A 17,358-nucleotide genomic window follows, 5' to 3' on the forward strand; every position below is an offset into this window, starting at 1 on the left:
GGCAGCCACGCAGGGCGTGGCTCTTCCGTTCGGGCGCGCGCGATAATGTGGCCATGAGCGCCATTCCCGAACTCCCCCCCGAACACGCCCACCAACGCGCCCTCCACGGCGCGCTGCTGATCGACGTGCGCGAAGCGCACGAGCGCGCCACCGGCATGGCCGAAGGCGCCCGGGGCATCGCGCAGGGCGACCTCCAGGCCGACCCCGCCACGCACCTCCCGGCCCGCGACCGCGAGATCCTGCTGATCTGCCAGAGTGGCAAACGCTCGTTAGACACAGCTACGCTCCTGCACGACCTCGGCTACACCCGCATCGCCTCGGTCCACGGCGGCACCAACGCCTGGCGTGCCGCCGGCCTGCCGCTGGTGCAACCACTGCAGAGCGATGACGAGCGTGACTTCAACGAACGCTACTCGCGCCACCTGCTGCTGCCCCAGGTCGGCGTGGCTGGCCAGCAGACGCTGCTGGGCGCACGTGTGCTGCTGCTCGGCGCGGGCGGTCTCGGCTCGCCCGCCGCCTTCTACCTGGCGGCCGCCGGGGTAGGGCACCTGCGCATCGCCGACGACGACGTGGTCGACCGCAGCAACCTGCACCGGCAGATCCTGCACACCGACGCCAGCGTGGGCCAGCCCAAGGTAATGTCGGCGCGCGAACGCTTGCTGGCGCTCAATCCACGGCTGGACGTGGACGCCGTGCAGGCGCGCGTCACCTCGGACAACATCGACACCCTGCTGGAAGGCGTGGACGTGGTGCTGGACGGCTCGGACAACTTCCCGCTGCGCTACCTGCTCAACGATGCCTGCATCAAGCACGGCATACCGCTGGTGTATGGCGCGGTGGAGCGCTTCACCGGCCAGGTGTCGGTGTTCGACGCCGGCCGCCAGCGCGGCCAGGCACCGTGTTACCGCTGCCTGTTCCCGGAACCGCCACCGCCGGAGTTCGCGCCCAACTGCGCCGAGGCCGGGGTGCTGGGCGTGCTGCCGGGCATGGTCGGTCTGCTGCAAGCCACCGAGGTGCTCAAGCTGCTGCTGGGCATCGGCGAGCCGCTCGTCGGCCGGCTGCTGACCTTCGATGCGCTGGCGATGCGGTTCCGAGAGCTCCGGCTGGCACCGGACCCGGCGTGCCCGATATGTGCGCCGGGGCAGGCGTTCCCCGGATACATCGACTACGTGGCGTTCTGTAACAGCAAATAGTGGAATGACATGGCGCTTTTATGGCCTATCGTTCCATTCCCGGCACGATCCTGCGCACCGGCGTGCTATGTCCCTGCGTCAACTTGTCCTATCGTGACGGCTGATCGGATCTACAGGGAACAACCGCATGGCGGTGGAAGCAGGTGCCAGTGAACTGGTGAAGGTAGTCGCCCTGCTGGGTGCGGCCGTGGTGATGGTGCCGTTGTTCCGTCGACTGGGGCTGGGCTCGGTGCTGGGCTACTTCGCCGCCGGCCTGGCGATCGGACCATTCGGCTTCGGCTGGTTCTCCGACCCGCAGGCGATCCTGCATACCGCCGAACTCGGCGTGGTGATGTTCCTGTTCGTGATCGGACTGGAAATGCGTCCGTCGCACCTGTGGAGCCTGCGCACCGAAATCTTCGGCCTGGGCACCTTGCAGATCGTGGTCTGCGGTGCGGTACTCACAGGCGTATGCATGCTGTTCGGCTTCCCGTTGCCGGTGGCCTTCATCGGCGCGGCCGGTTTCGTGCTGACCTCCACTGCGGTGGTCATGCAGCTGCTGGCCGAGCGCGGCGACATCGCGCTGCCCTCGGGCCAGAAGATCGTCTCGATCCTGCTGTTCGAAGACCTGCTGATCGTGCCGCTGCTGGCCGTGGTGGCGTTCATGGCGCCGGTGCAGGCCGATGCCGGTGCAGGTTCGCGCTGGCTCAGCGTGGCCATTGCCGCCGGCGCGATCATCGGCCTGGTGCTGGTCGGGCGCTTCCTGCTCAACCCGCTGTTCCGGATCCTGGCCGCAGCCAAGGCGCGCGAAGTGATGACCGCCGCGGCACTGCTGGTGGTGCTGGGTGCGGCGCTGCTGATGCAGCTGGGCGGCCTGTCGATGGCGATGGGCGCGTTCCTGGCCGGCGTGCTGCTCAGCGAGTCGACCTTCCGCCACCAGATCGAAGCGGACATCGAGCCGTTCCGCGGCATCCTGCTCGGGCTGTTCTTCCTCAGCGTGGGCATGGCGCTGGACCTGACCGTGGTCGCCAACAACTGGCCGCTGATCGTGTCCGGCGTGCTGGCGCTGATGCTGGCCAAGGCGGTGTGCATCTATACCGTGGCGCGCCTGCTGGGCAGCGACCACCGCCAGGCGCTGGACCGTGGCGTGGTGATGGCGCAGGGCGGCGAGTTCGCGTTCGTGCTGTTCTCGGCGGCGGCCACCGCCGGCGTGATCGGGGTGGAGGTCAATGCCAACCTGACCGCCATCGTGGTCCTCTCGATGGCGCTGACCCCGCTGTTCGTGCTGCTGCACGACAGGCTGATGCCGGCGCGCGAGGTGTCGCTGGAAGGCGTGGATACCGCCGAGGGCATGTCCGGCAGCGTACTGATGATCGGCTTCGGTCGTTTCGGCCAGGTCGCCAGCCAGTCGCTGCTGGCGCGCGACGTGGACGTGACCATCATCGACAACGACGTGGACATGATCCACAACGCCGAGCGCTTCGGCTTCAAGATCTATTACGGCGATGGTACCCGGCTGGACGTGCTGCACGCGTCCGGTGCCGCCACCGCGCGGGCGATCGCGATCTGCGTCAACAACGACGTCGACGCCGACCGCATCGTGGAGCTGGCCAAGCACGAGTTCCCGCAGGCCAAGCTGCTGGTGCGTTCGTTCGACCGCGAACATTCGTTGCGGCTGATCCATGCCGGGGTCGACTATCAGATCCGCGAGACATTCGAATCGGCGCTGCAGTTCGGCCAGGCCGCATTGATGGAGCTGGGCGCCGACGCCGACGACGCGCGCGAGATCGCCGAGCAGATCCGCGAGCGCGACGCCGAGCGTTTCGAACTGGAAATGGCCGGTGGCGACCTGCGTGCGGGCGCCCACATGGTGTTCGGCAGCGCGCTGCCCGGCGTGCCGACCCCGACGCCGTTCACCGCGCCGAAGCGCAAGGCGCGCACCCTCAACGCCGACGAAGTGCCAGACGAAGAGGAATGACGCCACGGGATCGTGCGAATCGGGGACAATAGGGTCCCCGCCGCCCCACGCCGCACGCCCGATGACCGACTCCGCCGCCCCCCATTCCGCCCGCATCCTGGACGGACGCCGCATCGCCGAAGACCTGCTGGACAGCCTGAAGGTGCGCGTGGACGCCCGCCTGGCCGCCGGTGGCAGCCGGCCGGGGCTGGCCGTGGTGCTGGTCGGCGGCGACCCGGCCTCGACCGTGTACGTGCGCAACAAGCGCCGCGCGGCCGAGAAGGTCGGCATCGAAGCGTTCGACTACGACCTGCCGGCCGGCACCAGCGAAGCCCAGCTGCTGACCCTGATCGACCAGCTCAATGCCGACCCGAAGATCCACGGCATCCTGGTGCAGCTGCCGCTGCCGGGCATCCCTGACGCCAGCCGCCTGATCCACCGGATCGACCCGCGCAAGGACGTGGACGGCTTCCACCCGGAAAACGTCGGCCATCTGGCGCTGCGTGAGTTCGGCCTGCGCCCGTGCACCCCGCGCGGCATCACCACGCTGCTCGGGCATACCGACCAGCCGGTGCGTGGCCGCAACGCCACCATCGTCGGCGTGAGCAACCACGTGGGCCGGCCGATGGGCCTGGAACTGCTGATCGCCGGCTGCACCGTGACCAGCTGCCACAAGTTCACCCCCAAGGACGTGCTGGAGCAGTCGGTGCGCAACGCCGACATCCTGGTGGTCGCGGTGGGCCGCCCGGGGATCGTGCCGGGCGAGTGGGTCAAGCCGGGCGCGGTGGTGATCGACGTGGGCATCAACCGCCTGGACGACGGCCGCCTGGTCGGCGACGTGGGCTTCGATGCGGCCGCGCAGCGCGCCAGCTGGATCACCCCGGTGCCGGGTGGGGTAGGGCCGATGACGGTCGCCACCCTCATGCAGAACACCATCGAGGCTGCTGAAGCGTCCTGAATGGCGGCACGCGGCGCGACACAGCGTCGCATCTGGCCCCTGCCCATCGGGGCCAAATCAGGGTAAAATGTCGCGCTTCCCCACATCTCGGGTATGCCGATGCTGCGCATCCAGGCTGAAGCACTGACTTACGACGACGTCTCGCTCGTCCCCGCCCATTCGACCATCCTGCCCAAGGACGTCACCCTGGAGACGCGCCTGACGCGTGACCTGCGGTTGAAGTTGCCGATCCTTTCGGCTGCCATGGACACCGTCACCGAAGCCCGCCTGGCGATCGCCATGGCCCAGCTCGGCGGCATGGGCATCATCCACAAGAACCTGAGCGTGGAGCAGCAGGCCGCCGAAGTGGCCAAGGTCAAGAAGTTCGAGGCCGGCGTCATCCGCGACCCGATCACGGTGGGTCCGGAAACCACCATCCGCGACGTATTGGCCCTGACCCAGGCGCGCAACATCTCCGGCGTGCCGGTGGTCGACGGCGGCCAGCTGGTCGGCATCGTGACCCATCGCGACATGCGCTTCGAGACCGAGCTGGACGATCCGGTCCGCCACATCATGACCAAGAAGGATCGCCTGATCACGGTCAAGGAAGGCGCCGCGTCCGACGAAGTCCTGCAGCTGCTGCACCGCAACCGCATCGAAAAGATCCTGGTGGTCAACGATGATTTCGCCCTGCGCGGCCTGATCACCGTCAAGGACATCCAGAAGAACACCGATTACCCGAACGCCGCCAAGGACATCGCGACCCGCCTGCTGGTCGGCGCGGCTGTCGGCGTGGGCGGCGACACCGACCGCCGCGTCGAAGCGCTGGTCGCGGCCGGCGTGGACGTGCTGGTGGTGGACACCGCGCACGGCCACTCGCAGGGCGTGCTGGACCGCGTCAGCTGGGTCAAGAAGCACTTCCCGCAGGTGCAGGTCGTCGGCGGCAACATCTGCACCGGCGAAGCTGCACTGGCGCTGCTGGACAGCGGCGCGGATGCGGTCAAGGTCGGTATCGGCCCGGGCTCGATCTGCACCACCCGCGTGGTCGCCGGTGTCGGCGTGCCGCAGGTCACTGCGATCGACCTGGTCGCCGAAGCGCTGCAGGACCGCATCCCGCTGATCGCCGACGGTGGCATCCGCTACTCCGGCGACATCGGCAAGGCGCTGGCCGCCGGTGCCTCGACCATCATGATCGGTGGCCTGCTGGCCGGTACCGAGGAATCGCCGGGTGAAACCGAGCTGTTCCAGGGTCGTTCGTACAAGAGCTACCGCGGCATGGGCTCGCTTGCGGCGATGGAGAAGGGGTCCAAGGACCGCTACTTCCAGGACGCGTCCAGTGCCGACAAGCTGGTTCCCGAGGGCATCGAAGGCCGCGTGCCGTATCGCGGCCCGGTCGGCGGCATCATCCACCAGCTGATGGGGGGCCTGCGCGCCACCATGGGCTATGTGGGTTGCGGCACCATCGAAGACATGCGCAGCAAGCCGAAGTTCGTCAAGATCAGCGGCGCCGGCCAGCGTGAGAGCCACGTCCACGACGTGCAGATCACCAAAGAGCCGCCGAACTACCGCGCTTGATGCCGGTGAGCAGAGAGGAACGAGGAAGCTGATTCCCGTTCCTCTTTCTCTATCTGCCGTCGATTTTTGTTACTCCGATTTCCCATCAGTTCTGCCTGGGCGCCATGACCAACATCCATAACGACAAGATCCTCATCCTCGATTTCGGCGCGCAGTACACCCAGCTGATCGCGCGCCGCATCCGCGAGCTCGGCGTGTACTGCGAGATCTGGGCATGGGACCACAACCCGGCCGAGATCGCCGCGTTCGGCGCCAAGGGCATCATCCTGTCCGGCGGCCCGGAATCCACCACCCTGCCGGGCGCGCCCGCCGCGCCGCAGGAAGTGTTCGACAGCGGCCTGCCGATCTTCGGCATCTGCTACGGCATGCAGACCCTGGCCGCGCAGCTCGGGGGTGCCACCGAAGCGGCCGACCAGCGCGAGTTCGGCCACGCCGAAGTCAACGTCGTCAACCCGGACGCGCTGTTCAAGGGGCTGAGCGATCACGGCGGCGAGCCGCGTCTCAATGTGTGGATGAGCCATGGCGACCACGTCTCCAAGGCACCGCCGGGCTTCACCATCACCGCCACCACCGACCGCATTCCGGTGGCCGCGATGGCCAACGAAGAGAAGCGCTGGTACGGCGTGCAGTTCCACCCGGAAGTGACCCACACCCTGCAGGGCCAGGCGCTGCTGCGCCGCTTCGTGGTCGACGTGTGCGGCTGCCAGACCCTGTGGACCGCCGCCAACATCATCGACGACCAGATCGCCCGCGTGCGCGAACAGGTGGGCGACGATGAAGTGATCCTTGGCCTCTCCGGCGGCGTCGATTCGTCGGTGGTCGCTGCGCTGCTGCACAAGGCGATCGGCGACAAGCTGACCTGCGTGTTCGTCGACACCGGCCTGCTGCGCTGGCAGGAAGGCGACCAGGTGATGGCGATGTTCGCCGAGCACATGGGCGTCAAGGTCATCCGCGTCAACGCGGCCGACCGTTACTTCGCCAAGCTGGAAGGCGTGAGCGACCCGGAAGCCAAGCGCAAGATCATCGGCAACCTGTTCGTGGACATTTTCGACGAAGAGTCCAACAAGCTGAGCAACGCCAAGTGGCTGGCGCAGGGCACCATCTACCCCGACGTGATCGAGTCGGCCGGCAGCAAGACCGGCAAGGCCCACGTGATCAAGAGCCACCACAACGTGGGCGGCCTGCCGGAACACATGAAACTGGGCCTGGTCGAGCCGCTGCGCGAACTGTTCAAGGACGAAGTGCGCCGCCTCGGCGTCGAACTCGGCCTGCCGCGCAGCATGGTCTACCGCCACCCGTTCCCGGGCCCGGGCCTGGGCGTGCGCATCCTGGGTGAAGTGAAGCGCGAATACGCCGAACTGCTGGCCAAGGCCGATGCGATCTTCATCGACGAACTGCGCAAGGCGGATCTGTACGACAAAACCAGCCAGGCGTTCGCGGTGTTCCTGCCGGTGAAGTCGGTCGGCGTCGTCGGTGACGCGCGTGCCTACGAGTGGGTGATCGCGCTGCGCGCGGTGGAAACCATCGACTTCATGACCGCGCACTGGGCGCACCTGCCGTACGACTTCCTCGGCACGGTGAGCAACCGGATCATCAATGAGCTGCGCGGCGTGTCGCGCGTGGTCTACGACATCTCCGGCAAGCCGCCGGCGACGATCGAGTGGGAGTGAATTGACGTCCTTCGAGGACTATCGCCAGCTATCGAAAAACTGACGTAACGTGTTGATTTAGAAGAAAATACGTCGCACCAGCTATCGGTAGCTATCGCCGGCCAGCAGAAAAAGTTGACGGTAGAGCTGACGGTAAAAATCGAGGCCGGATTAAGACACTCTCGTTCACTATTCAGACTTTTACCGTCTTTGACGGTAAAAGCCTTCTCGGGAAAGCTTGTTTTATGGGGCTTTCCGGGCATCAGCAGGTCTCCAAGTCCCTGACGGTAAAACCTGACGGTAAATCCGTCACATGCCGGAGGAAACCTCGATGCTGACCGACGCTGCACTACGCAATTTCAAACCTAAGTCCAAGATTTATAAGGCTTCTGACCGAGACGGGATGTACGTGACGGTATCGCCTGGCGGAACGATCACGTTCCGCTACGACTACCGGCTCCACGGCCGCCGCGAGACGCTGACCCTCGGACGCTATGGCCCTGGTGGCATCTCGCTGGCAATGGCGCGCGAACTGCTGCTGGACGCGCGCAAAGCCGTTCTCAAGGGTGTCTCGCCCGCGCTGGAGAAGCAGCGTGAGAAACGCCGGGTGGTCGCCATCAAGACCTTCGGCGCGGCGATGGAGACGTGGCTGGCCAACGCAAGGCTGGCCGACAGCACCCGCGCCATGCGCAAGCACATCATCGACCGGGACATCCTGCCGGTCTTCCAGAATCGCCTGCTGACCGAAATCCAGGCCGAAGACCTGCGGGCCTTGTGCAACAAGGTCAAGGATCGTGGGGCGCCGGCCACGGCGGTACAGATTCGGGACATCGTGAAGCAGGTCTACATCTACGCCATCGCCCACGGTGAGAAGGTGGACAACCCCGCCGACAGCGTGGGCGCGGCCTCGATCGCCACCTTTGTGCCGAAAGATCGCGCCTTGTCGCCGCTGGAGATTCGGCTGTTCATGCAGCAGATGGAATCGGTGGCGACCTATCCGACCATCAAGCTGGCGCTGCGCTTGATCCTGCTGACGCTGGTACGCAAGAGCGAACTGATCCACGCCACCTGGGATGAGGTCGATTTCGAGAGCAAGACCTGGACGATTCCTAAGCAGCGGATGAAGGGGCGCAACCCGCACGTGGTCTATCTATCGCGCCAGACGCTCGACATCTTCGTGACGTTGCACGCCTGCGCGGCGGGATCAAGGTTCGTTTTTCCGTCTCGCTATGACGCAGAACGGTGCATGTCCAACGCTACTTTGAATCGCGTCACAGGGCTAGTAGTGGAGGCGGCAAAGACCAAGGGGCTGCCGCTGAAACCCTTCACCGTCCATGACCTGCGCCGGACCGGCTCGACACTGTTGAACGAAATCGGCTTCAACCGCGACTGGATCGAGAAGTGCCTGGCGCACGAGGACGGGCGTTCCTCGCGCTCGGTTTACAACAAGGCCGAGTACGCCGAGCAGCGGCGCCACATGCTGCAAGAGTGGGCCAACCTAGTCGATGCCTGGGGCGGTGGGCAGACCTACGTGCCGAAGCTGTTACCGGCGAACGTGGTGGTGCCGGCGTTGAGCGCGATAGCCTGAAACAGTGGCTTGGTTGTCACTTGACAACCAAGCCAATCATCCCCATACTGGAGATCATTGATGGCTCGTTCCCCTCATCCGAAGAAAGATGTCGAGGAAGCTCTCAGGCACGCCGAAGGGCAGGGCTGGCGCGTCGAAGTCGGCGGCAGCCACGCTTGGGGGCGGATGTATTGCCCTTACAACGATGAAGAATGTCGCTGCGGCGAGTTCTGCATCACCAGTGTATGGAGCACGCCGAAAAATCCCGGCAACCACGCGCGCTCCTTGCGGCGCGTCGTGGACAACTGCACCACGCACCGGCCGCAGCGCGACGCTGATGATGGTGCCAAGGAGTAGCGCGATGGAATACACCTTCACTCTGAAATATCAGCTCACGGATGCTGACCGCGACCCGGATGCACTGGTGGAGCGCCTGGGCGAAGCCGGCTGCGACGATGCCTTGGTCGGCATCGGGCAGCCGGGTCGGTTGGCGCTGGAGTTCACCCGCGAGGCAGCGGATGCGGACGAGGCCGTGCGTAGCGCGCTGGCCGATGTGCGCTGCGCCGCGCCGACCGCGCGATTGATCGAAGTAGCGCCGGATCTGGTGGGTCTGACTGACGTGGCCGACATTGTTGGCGTGTCGCGGCAGAACATGCGCAAGCTGATGCTGGCGCATCCGGGCAGCTTTCCGGCGCCGGTGCATGAGGGCAGCGCGTCGATCTGGCATTTGGCGGACGTATTGGCGTGGTTGCAGGCCAAGGGCAGCTACTCGCTGGCCAAAGACGTGTTTGAGGTGGCACGGGTGGCCTTGCAGGTCAACGTGGCGAAGGAGGGGCGGCGATTGCCGCGCTCGACATCCAAGGCACTGGAGGCTTTGATTGGATGAGCGCCGCTGCTTGGCCTTATGCCTCGCTCGAACCCGCCCGGACAGGGCGGGCTTTTCGTAGGTAGACATCCGGTTTCGACACGCCGGCGCGCGGAGCCTGCTTTCGTTCTTCGACCCAGGCTTCCACTTCTGCCAAGTCCCATACGACGCAGCGTGGCGTCAGGTTGAAGCGACGTGGGAACTCACCGCGACGCTCCATTTCGTAGATCGTCGTTTCGGCGAGGGGAACGATCTGCCGCAGTTCCTGCCGGCGAATGGTGCGACGGAAGGGAAGGACACTGCGCTTTGGAAATTGCGGCAAAGCCTCGTAGGCATCCGTGCCTGGCAAGGGGAGGCCGACATCGGTGCCGGCAGTATTGGGGGCTTGCGATAGCTGTTCCACCTCGGACTCCATGGTTCTGCTGCATGGAGACATGGTGAAGTTCAATACCTATCGGGACAACTTGCTGCGGCGTAGTGGAGCGGGTTCGATGTGGTATTTGGATGTTGCGTCCCGGCGTACCGCCGTCGGGTTCGCGGGCTGCGCCCCGCGCTTCGTGCCGAATCGCGGCCATCCGGCTTTGATCCCTGACGCCTTCGGCCCTGTTGGGCCTGCGCGCTGCGCTTGCTCAACGGCGGGTGTGTGCAGTGGGCGGGGTGTGGGCGGTCTTGCTGTTCCCTTCACCATATCACGGCGTTCTCGCCGTCAAGGGCGGCGCGCGCTTGTGCGCGCTTGCGTCCTGGCGGCCGTCTGCGACCCCTGACTGCTTGCGCTGCGCCGTGCTGGCGACGGTTCCGGGCAATTCCGCCCGAGCAACCGGAGCACGATCATGTCGCAACTGTCCTTTTCCTCGTTCGATGCCTCGCTGATGGTGCGTGATGCACAGGGCCGCTATCTGCTGGCGACGACTGACCAGATTCTGGAGGCCGCGCGCCAGGCTATCGAGCACAAGATGCAGCGCGGTGCGTCATTCAGTTCGCCGGTGGCGGTCAAGGAGTACCTGCGCGCCAAGCTGGCTGGGTTCGAGCACGAGGTGTTCGCCGTGCTGTTCCTCGATACGCACCATTGCTTGATCGAGTATGCCGAGATGTTTCGAGGCACCATCGACAGCGCATCGGTGTATCCGCGCGAAGTGGTCAAGCAGGCGCTGCGGCTCAATGCGGCGGCGGTCATCGTTTCGCACAACCACCCGAGCGGGAATCCTGAGCCGAGCGCGGCCGACAGGGCACTGACCCAGCGGCTCAAGGAGGCGCTGGCACTGGTGGACGTTCGCATTCTGGATCACGTCATCGTCGCGGGCGGCAACACCGCGTCATTCGCCGAACGCGGCCTGATCTGACCAAGGGGGCTTCGGCCCCCTTTTTTGCTGCGTCCGGTGGCGCAACTCCGGCCCGCGCCGGCCTGCGCGGGCCTGCGCGCTTCGCTTGCCGAGAACCGGGGAACGTGAAGGTGCAAGGGAGGCGGTCTTGCTGTTCCCTTCATCGTGCCACGGCGTGCTCGCCGTCAAGGGCTGCGCGCCGATGGCGCTGGCGTCCTGGCGGCCGTCGTTGACCCCTGACTGCTTGCGCTGCGCCGTGCCCTGGAAGGGGTGGGCAATTCCGCCCGGCAACCTTTCAGGAGTTCACCATGAACTGCGCATTCATCACCGACGAGCAGCGCATCGTGCTGCTGGCCAATGGCCGCGAATCCTTGCTGAACCCGGACTTCGATCCGGCCCCCGTGGTCAAGCTGTTCACGCCGGATGCCGGCGCGACCTGGCTGCTGACCGAGATTGATCCCGATGACCACGACCACGCCTTTGGTCTTTGTGACCTGGGCCTGGGGATGCCGGAAATCGGCTGGGTCAGCCTGGGCGAACTGGCGACCGTGCGCGGCGGGCTGGGCCTGCCAATCGAACGCGACCTGTCTTTCCGGGCCGAAAAGCGGTTGAGCGCCTATGCGCGCGATGCGCGCCTGGCCGGGCGAATCGTTCAATGATTGCGCGGGGCGTCGCAAGATGCCCCGTTCAAGGTCTCAGCAGATCCGGCAGGCAGTCGGCGAATGCCGGCTGGATCTTGCTCACGGGCTTGGCCACGGTTTCATCGCCGGTGAGGACAGCCATCGTCATGCCGGTCATGGTCGTCAGACCGTTCGAGCTGCGCAGTACTTGCAGCGCAAGATCGACCGGGAAGCCGTCGGCACTACGCCGCAGCGGATGAATGCCGCCATGCACGAATGAGTTCATGCCGTGCCAGGTCACATCCTTGAAGTGCAACAGCATCTGGTGCGCGGCTGCCGGCGCGCCTTGTCCGACTCGCTTGCCGATCTGCTCAATCATTTCGCTGGCGCCAGGCAAGTTCTTGGCTGCCCGTTCGCTCTGCTGCGTCAGTGGCGCCAGCAACTTATCGATCGCTGCGTCGCTAGCTGCGTAGAGCAGCCACATTGCCCGTGTCAGGGCCTCGAACTGCAGGCGCATGAGGCCGACGGCAGACGTGGGCAGTCGCAGCGACATCAATGCTCGCATTGCCGCCGCATGTTCCATAGCGACCAAGCACATGCCGAGGGTTGATTCGCCGCGGGGCGATCCATCGAAATCGGCATCGCCCAGCAGTTCATCCAGCCGCTCGTGCAAGGTATTGGAACGGTGGAGCATGTGCTCCAACGGGTCGTTGTTGATGATGGTTTCCTCCATAGAGGGATGGTAGGACAGTCGTGCGTCCCCGGCCAAGCAGACATGGCCGGTCGCGCTGTCGTGCTTCGCATCGAGCCGCCTGCGGCGTCTCGCCCCTGATGGGCTTCCATCGTTCCCTCGCTCCGCTCGGCTGACGCCTCCGGCCCGGATTCCTAGATCCGGGCCTGCGCGCTTCGCTTGCCGTGCGGTCGGCGTGTTGAGGGGCCGTTGCCATGTCCAGCCGTCTCCCCTGACTTCATCACCTTCACCGCGACTGTAGCCCGCGCCCGTGTGCCGTCAAGGCGCGCAGGGCCGTGTCCTCGGCTGCGCCTGCGGGCCGCACCAACCCTGCGCTTGCCTCCTTGACGGCACCCGTTCGCGCGCTCCTGACCGTCGCGGGCGATGAACTCAGGAAAGACGGTGGCAACAGGGCCAACCGGGTTCCTCGTGCCGACCGCACCGAACAGCCGAAAGGCTGGGCTTCCGAATCTAGGAATCCGGTGTGCGGTGTGAACAGCAAACCCTTTTTTCTTTGTCAGGAGAAATGCCATGCAACTCGCATCCCGCTTCGCTTCCCGTTCCCCGGTGCTGCGTTCGGAACGCCCCTTGTCCGATGACCAAATCCGGGCCGTGGCCCCGTCCATCTTCGCGGACGCCCCGCACGAAAGCCGCTCCGAGCGGTACAGCTACATCCCCACCGCGACCGTGCTGCAAGAACTGCGCGGGGAAGGCTTCGAGCCGTTCATGGTGACGCAAACCCGCGTGCGTCACGACGACCGCCGCGACTACACCAAGCACATGATCCGGCTGCGCCACGCCAGCCAGATCAACGGCCGCGAGGCCAACGAAATCATCCTGCTGAACTCCCATGACGGCACCAGCAGCTACCAGATGCTGGCCGGGATGTTCCGCTTCGTTTGCAGCAATGGCCTTGTCTGCGGCGACACCGTGGCCGACGTGCGCGTTCCCCACAAGGGCGACGTAGCCGGGCACGTCATCGAAGGCGCTTACGAAGTCCTGCACGGCTTCGACCGGGCGCAGGAATCCCGCGATGCCATGCGCGCCATCACGCTGGACGCCGGGGAATCGGAAGTGTTCGCCCGCGCTGCGCTGGCGTTGAAGTACGACGAGGACAAGCCCGCGCCCATCACGGAATCGCAAATCCTAGTGCCGCGCCGCCATGACGACGACCGCCGCGACCTGTGGAGCGTGTTCAACCGCACGCAGGAGAACTTGACCAAAGGCGGCCTGTCCGCCCGCGCCGCGAATGGCCGCCGCCAGACCACCCGGCCCGTGCAGGGCATCGACCAAAGCGTGCGCCTCAATCGCGCCCTGTGGCTGCTGGCCGATGGTCTGCGTCAGTTGAAAGCCTGAATCCCCACGCGGCAGGGGCAGGCAGCAGCCCTTGCCGCTTCTCTCGCTGCTGCATCCCAACCGCTAGGAGTTATCACCATGAACGCCGTACTCAAAACCGAAGCCATCACCATCGAAGCCGCCGCCCCGCTGGAAATGGCCGACCCGTCCAAGAACCTGATTCTGGTTCCGCTCTCGCAGTTGCTGCCGCGCCGCTCCAAGCGCAACGCCCGCAAGATGCCGCGCCTGTCCATCCCCGAACTGGCCGCGAGCATTGCCCGCATCGGCCTGCTGCAAAACCTTATCGTCATCCTTGCCACCGATGGCGAGGCTTACGAAGTGGTGGCAGGCGACCGCCGCCTGACCGCCTTGAAGCTGCTGGCGAAGAAGAAGCGCATCCCCGCCGACTACGAAGTGCCGTGCCTGCTGGTGCCCGATGCGTCCGCTCGTACCGTCAGCCTCGCGGAAAACCTGATGCGCGAGCAGATGCACCCCGCCGACCAGTTCGAGGCGTTCGCCGCGCTGGTCAAGGAAGGCCGGCCCATCGAGGACATTGCCGCCGACTTCGGCGTGTCCCCGCTGGTGGTGCAGCGCCGCTTGAAGCTCGCCCACATCGCGCCGCGCCTGATGGCCGACTACCGCGCCGGAACCGTCACGCTGGAACAGTTGATGGCCTTGACCATCACCGACGACCACGCCGCGCAGGAAGCCGCGTTCTATGGTGCGCCGGAATGGCAGCGCAGCCCGCCCAAGCTGCGCGAGCGCCTGACCGAGCGCGAAATCGACGCCGCGCACGCGCTGGTGCGCTTCGTCGGGCTGGACACCTACCGGCAGGCAGGCGGCGGCATCCGCCGCGACCTGTTCGCAGAAGGCGCTGCCGGAACCTACCTCACCGATACCGCAGTGCTGGAAACGCTGGTGCGCGACAAGCTGGCAACGCTGGCCGAGGACGTGCGCGCCGAGGGCTGGGCGTGGGTGGAGGCCGTGCCGCATCTGGCCTACGAGGAACGGCAGGCGTTCCAGAACGCCCCGCGCCATCGCCGCGAGCCGACCACCCGCGAGGCCCGCCGCATCGCCTCGTTGGAAACCCGCCTCGAAAAGATCGACGCCGAACTGGAAGAAGCCTGCGACGCCGAGGACGAGGCCAAGGCCGAGAAGCTGGAACAGCGGCGCGATCAGGTGGTCGGGGAACTGCAAGACGCGGAGGACGCCTTACAAGGCTATGCGCCCGAGGTGCGCGAGGTGGCCGGTGCCATCGTCACCATCGACCGCAACGGCGAGGCCGTCATTCATCGCGGCCTGCTGCGCGAGGCCGAGGCCAAGGCGCTGCGCACGCTGGAAAAGCTGCGGCGCGGTTTCAGCAACACCGAAGGCGAAGCCGCCAACGACGAGCACGAGGACGCCGACGACGCGCCCAAGGCCGCGAGCCTGTCCGACCGGCTGGCGCAGCGGTTGAGCGCCCACCGCACGGCGGCGCTGCAAATCGAAGTCGCACGGCATCCGCACGTCGCGCTGGCCGCGCTGGTGCATGGCATGGTGCAGACCGTCTTGCAGCCCGACGCCTACGGCGATGGCCTGCCGCTCGGCGTGCGCCTCACGGCGCAAGACCGACTGGAAGGCATGGCCCCGGACTGGCCGGAATCGCCCGCTGCCGTGGCGCTGCGCGAACTGCAACAGGTGGCCGGTGAAGCCTTGCCGGAGGACAGCGCCGAACTGTTCGCCGCGCTGCTGGCGAAGCCGCAAGACGAACTGGTGCGGCTGCTGGCCGTGTGCGTGGCTTCCACGGTGGACGTGGTGACGCCTCGCGCCACGGCGCACCAGCCCGGCGGGGAACTGGCGCAGGCCGTGGGCCTCGACATGGCCGCATGGTGGAAGCCGACCGCAGAAGGCTATTTCAAGCACGTTTCCAAGGCCGTGATTCTGGATGCCGTGGGGGAGTACGCGCCCGAGCAGGTCAACCGGCTGGCGAAGTTGAAGAAGGCCGACATTGCCAGCGAGGCCGAGCGGCTGGCCGATGGCACGGGCTGGATGCCCGGCATCTTCAAGGCCGCAGGCCCGCAGGATGCCGCGCAGGAGGAAAGCCCGGAGCAGGACGCCCCGGAGGATGCCGAAGCAATGGCGGATGAACCCGCCGAGGCGCTGGCCGCTTGACCCGCGCCGAAGGCAAGCGCCCCGGCCTCGACCGGGGCGCTTCGCTGCAAGGAGAAGCCCCCATGACCCGTACCACCACCAGTCGCCCGCGCATGGCGGCCATCTACGCCGCCGGCACGGTACGCGCCCGCCGCTGGCACGGCGCAGGCGACGTGCGCGGCTACCGCCCGCCCTCGGGCTGGTCAGCCCGCGCAGACCTCACCGACATTCATCCCCTCACGGGCCGCGCCTTGCCGCGTGCCGTGTGGTGGCTTATCGAGACGAAGGAATAACCGCGTTCAGCACCGCGCCCAGGCCGTGCCGTCCTGGGCGCGGTGAAATGCAAATCCGGTCGCGGCAGTGGCCGCGCCCGGTGTTCAAGGCCAGCAGCCGATTCAGAACGCCGCCGCCTTCGCGCTGGCTCAGGCGGCGGCGTTGAAAGCATCGCTGTAGTGCGCGATGCCTTCGGGAACCGGCCCATGTAGGGCCAGCGCCATGAAGTAGCCGGGCGGCACGCCCGGCAGTTGCAGGCCCGCATGGGCCTGAAAACCAAAACCCGCGTAGTACGCGGGATCGCCCAGCAGCACGCAGCCTGCGGCCTGCATGGCCCGCAGTTCAGACAGCGCCTGTTCCATCAGGCGCGAGCCGATGCCGTGCCCTTGCCTTTGCGGCAGGACGAAGATCGGCCCCAAGCCGTACCAGCCTTCGGCCTTGTGGCCGTTGCGATCGGTGATGGTCACGGGCGACAGGGCCACATGGCCGACGACCTGGCCGTGTTCCTCGGCCACGATGGAAAGCGTCAGTTCGCCGGCGGCGCGCAGGGCGCGCATGATGAACTGCTCGGTGTGGCTGGTGTGCGGTGCATCGGCGAAGGCGGCGACCGTGACGGCCTCGATGGCGGCCATGTCGTCAGGTGTTTCGTGTCGTAGCTGGATGGTCATGGACTGCTCTTGGATTCCTTCCTGAAAATATAGAACGGCCTGGGCGTGTCGGCGCTTCGCCCCGCCGGGCTTTCGGGCTACGCCCCGTGCCGTCTTTGTCGTCACGGCCATTCGACTTCAATCCCTCACGCCTTCGCGCCTGCGGCGCTGCGCGCTTCGCTTGCCTCCAGGGGAAAGCCCTGCGGGCTATCCCCGCCGCGCAATGCTTGGCGCCCCTCGATGCGACCGAACCGGCTGCGCCGGATCGCCCCGCCGCAATGGACGGGATGCTGGCGAACACGCTGGCGCTTGCTGCGGCAGGTTGTGCAGATGCGTGCCGTCCTCAACGCTGGCGGTTCCTGCCCATCACGTTACGAAGGACGGTTCACGGACAACCCAACCGGCATCGCTGGTCTTGTTCCACGCCACGCCTCAAGACCGGCACCGCAAGGTGCGGCGGGGGCGTTCTCGCCTGTCATTGGGTGGTTGACCTTGCCCGCGTCAGTGGGCGAGCCGGAGAAGCCTTCGGGCGGGGATGCCGAGTCGGCTCCATCTCCTTTCGGAGCGGTTCGTCCCAAGGCG

Annotated in this window: 16 protein-coding genes; 13 read left to right on the forward strand and 3 right to left on the reverse strand. The window is 66.2% G+C overall.

Features of this window, described 5'->3' with window-relative positions; genetic code table 11:
* Positions 1 to 53 precede the first annotated feature (53 nt).
* The 8 genes from moeB to HGB51_RS15590 all read left to right on the forward strand — a co-directional run bounded on the left by moeB (position 54) and on the right by HGB51_RS15590 (position 9,743).
* On the forward strand, positions 54 to 1,193 hold the full coding sequence (gene moeB / locus HGB51_RS15555) for a molybdopterin-synthase adenylyltransferase MoeB (RefSeq protein WP_070207192.1): 1,140 nt from the start codon (positions 54 to 56) through the stop codon (positions 1,191 to 1,193).
* 127 nt (positions 1,194 to 1,320) lie between these two features.
* The gene (locus HGB51_RS15560) at positions 1,321 to 3,150 is read left to right on the forward strand and encodes a monovalent cation:proton antiporter-2 (CPA2) family protein (protein ID WP_070207191.1); all 1,830 of its coding nucleotides are present in this window, start codon (positions 1,321 to 1,323) and stop codon (positions 3,148 to 3,150) included.
* Positions 3,151 to 3,211: 61 nt separating this feature from the next.
* A complete protein-coding gene (gene folD / locus HGB51_RS15565; RefSeq protein WP_070207190.1) occupies positions 3,212 to 4,087 on the forward strand; it encodes a bifunctional methylenetetrahydrofolate dehydrogenase/methenyltetrahydrofolate cyclohydrolase FolD in 876 nt (291 codons plus the stop codon).
* Between the two features lie 99 nt (positions 4,088 to 4,186).
* The gene (gene guaB / locus HGB51_RS15570) at positions 4,187 to 5,641 is read left to right on the forward strand and encodes an IMP dehydrogenase (RefSeq protein ID WP_070207203.1); all 1,455 of its coding nucleotides are present in this window, start codon (positions 4,187 to 4,189) and stop codon (positions 5,639 to 5,641) included.
* Positions 5,642 to 5,745: 104 nt separating this feature from the next.
* Positions 5,746 to 7,311 carry a glutamine-hydrolyzing GMP synthase gene (guaA, locus tag HGB51_RS15575; protein WP_070207189.1) on the forward strand — a complete coding sequence of 522 codons (1,566 nt, stop codon included), beginning with the start codon at positions 5,746 to 5,748 and terminating at the stop codon, positions 7,309 to 7,311.
* Positions 7,312 to 7,621: 310 nt separating this feature from the next.
* Positions 7,622 to 8,878 carry a tyrosine-type recombinase/integrase gene (locus HGB51_RS15580; RefSeq protein WP_053505376.1) on the forward strand — a complete coding sequence of 419 codons (1,257 nt, stop codon included), beginning with the start codon at positions 7,622 to 7,624 and terminating at the stop codon, positions 8,876 to 8,878.
* A 60-nt stretch (positions 8,879 to 8,938) separates the two neighbouring features.
* On the forward strand, positions 8,939 to 9,214 hold the full coding sequence (locus HGB51_RS15585; protein WP_080376526.1) for a hypothetical protein: 276 nt from the start codon (positions 8,939 to 8,941) through the stop codon (positions 9,212 to 9,214).
* Positions 9,215 to 9,218: 4 nt separating this feature from the next.
* Positions 9,219 to 9,743 carry a helix-turn-helix transcriptional regulator gene (locus HGB51_RS15590; RefSeq protein ID WP_053505377.1) on the forward strand — a complete coding sequence of 175 codons (525 nt, stop codon included), beginning with the start codon at positions 9,219 to 9,221 and terminating at the stop codon, positions 9,741 to 9,743.
* 16 nt (positions 9,744 to 9,759) lie between these two features.
* Here HGB51_RS15590 and HGB51_RS15595 read toward each other — a convergent pair whose 3' ends face one another.
* Entirely contained in the window at positions 9,760 to 10,125 is a 366-nt protein-coding gene (locus HGB51_RS15595) for a helix-turn-helix transcriptional regulator (protein WP_313949853.1), read from the reverse strand.
* Between the two features lie 427 nt (positions 10,126 to 10,552).
* Here HGB51_RS15595 and radC point away from each other — a divergent pair, with 427 nt between their 5' ends.
* Together radC and HGB51_RS15605 are read left to right on the forward strand one after the other, a co-directional pair.
* Positions 10,553 to 11,062 (forward strand): RadC family protein, encoded by a 510-nt coding sequence (gene radC / locus HGB51_RS15600; RefSeq protein ID WP_053505379.1) that lies wholly within the window; start codon positions 10,553 to 10,555, stop codon positions 11,060 to 11,062.
* 287 nt (positions 11,063 to 11,349) lie between these two features.
* Complete coding sequence (locus HGB51_RS15605; RefSeq protein ID WP_053505380.1) at positions 11,350 to 11,700, forward strand: DUF2958 domain-containing protein; 351 nt, start codon at positions 11,350 to 11,352, stop codon at positions 11,698 to 11,700.
* A gap of 28 nt (positions 11,701 to 11,728) precedes the next feature.
* On the opposite strand, the gene HGB51_RS15610 is transcribed toward HGB51_RS15605, so the two are convergent.
* Complete coding sequence (locus HGB51_RS15610; RefSeq protein WP_053505381.1) at positions 11,729 to 12,394, reverse strand: DUF6988 family protein; 666 nt, start codon at positions 12,392 to 12,394, stop codon at positions 11,729 to 11,731.
* A 528-nt stretch (positions 12,395 to 12,922) separates the two neighbouring features.
* Here HGB51_RS15610 and HGB51_RS15615 point away from each other — a divergent pair.
* The 3 genes from HGB51_RS15615 (at position 12,923) to HGB51_RS15625 (ending at position 16,149) form a co-directional block, all read left to right on the forward strand.
* Complete coding sequence (locus tag HGB51_RS15615; RefSeq protein ID WP_053505382.1) at positions 12,923 to 13,747, forward strand: DUF932 domain-containing protein; 825 nt, start codon at positions 12,923 to 12,925, stop codon at positions 13,745 to 13,747.
* A 78-nt stretch (positions 13,748 to 13,825) separates the two neighbouring features.
* Entirely contained in the window at positions 13,826 to 15,877 is a 2,052-nt protein-coding gene (locus HGB51_RS15620) for a ParB/RepB/Spo0J family partition protein (RefSeq protein WP_070207188.1), read from the forward strand.
* A gap of 62 nt (positions 15,878 to 15,939) precedes the next feature.
* A complete protein-coding gene (locus HGB51_RS15625; protein WP_053506338.1) occupies positions 15,940 to 16,149 on the forward strand; it encodes a hypothetical protein in 210 nt (69 codons plus the stop codon).
* A gap of 129 nt (positions 16,150 to 16,278) precedes the next feature.
* Here the strand turns inward: HGB51_RS15625 and HGB51_RS15630 are convergent, their stop codons facing one another.
* The gene (locus HGB51_RS15630) at positions 16,279 to 16,797 is read right to left on the reverse strand and encodes a GNAT family N-acetyltransferase (RefSeq protein ID WP_053506339.1); all 519 of its coding nucleotides are present in this window, start codon (positions 16,795 to 16,797) and stop codon (positions 16,279 to 16,281) included.
* Positions 16,798 to 17,358 lie beyond the last annotated feature (561 nt).

The organism is Stenotrophomonas bentonitica, from assembly GCF_013185915.1.
GTDB lineage: Bacteria > Pseudomonadota > Gammaproteobacteria > Xanthomonadales > Xanthomonadaceae > Stenotrophomonas > Stenotrophomonas bentonitica.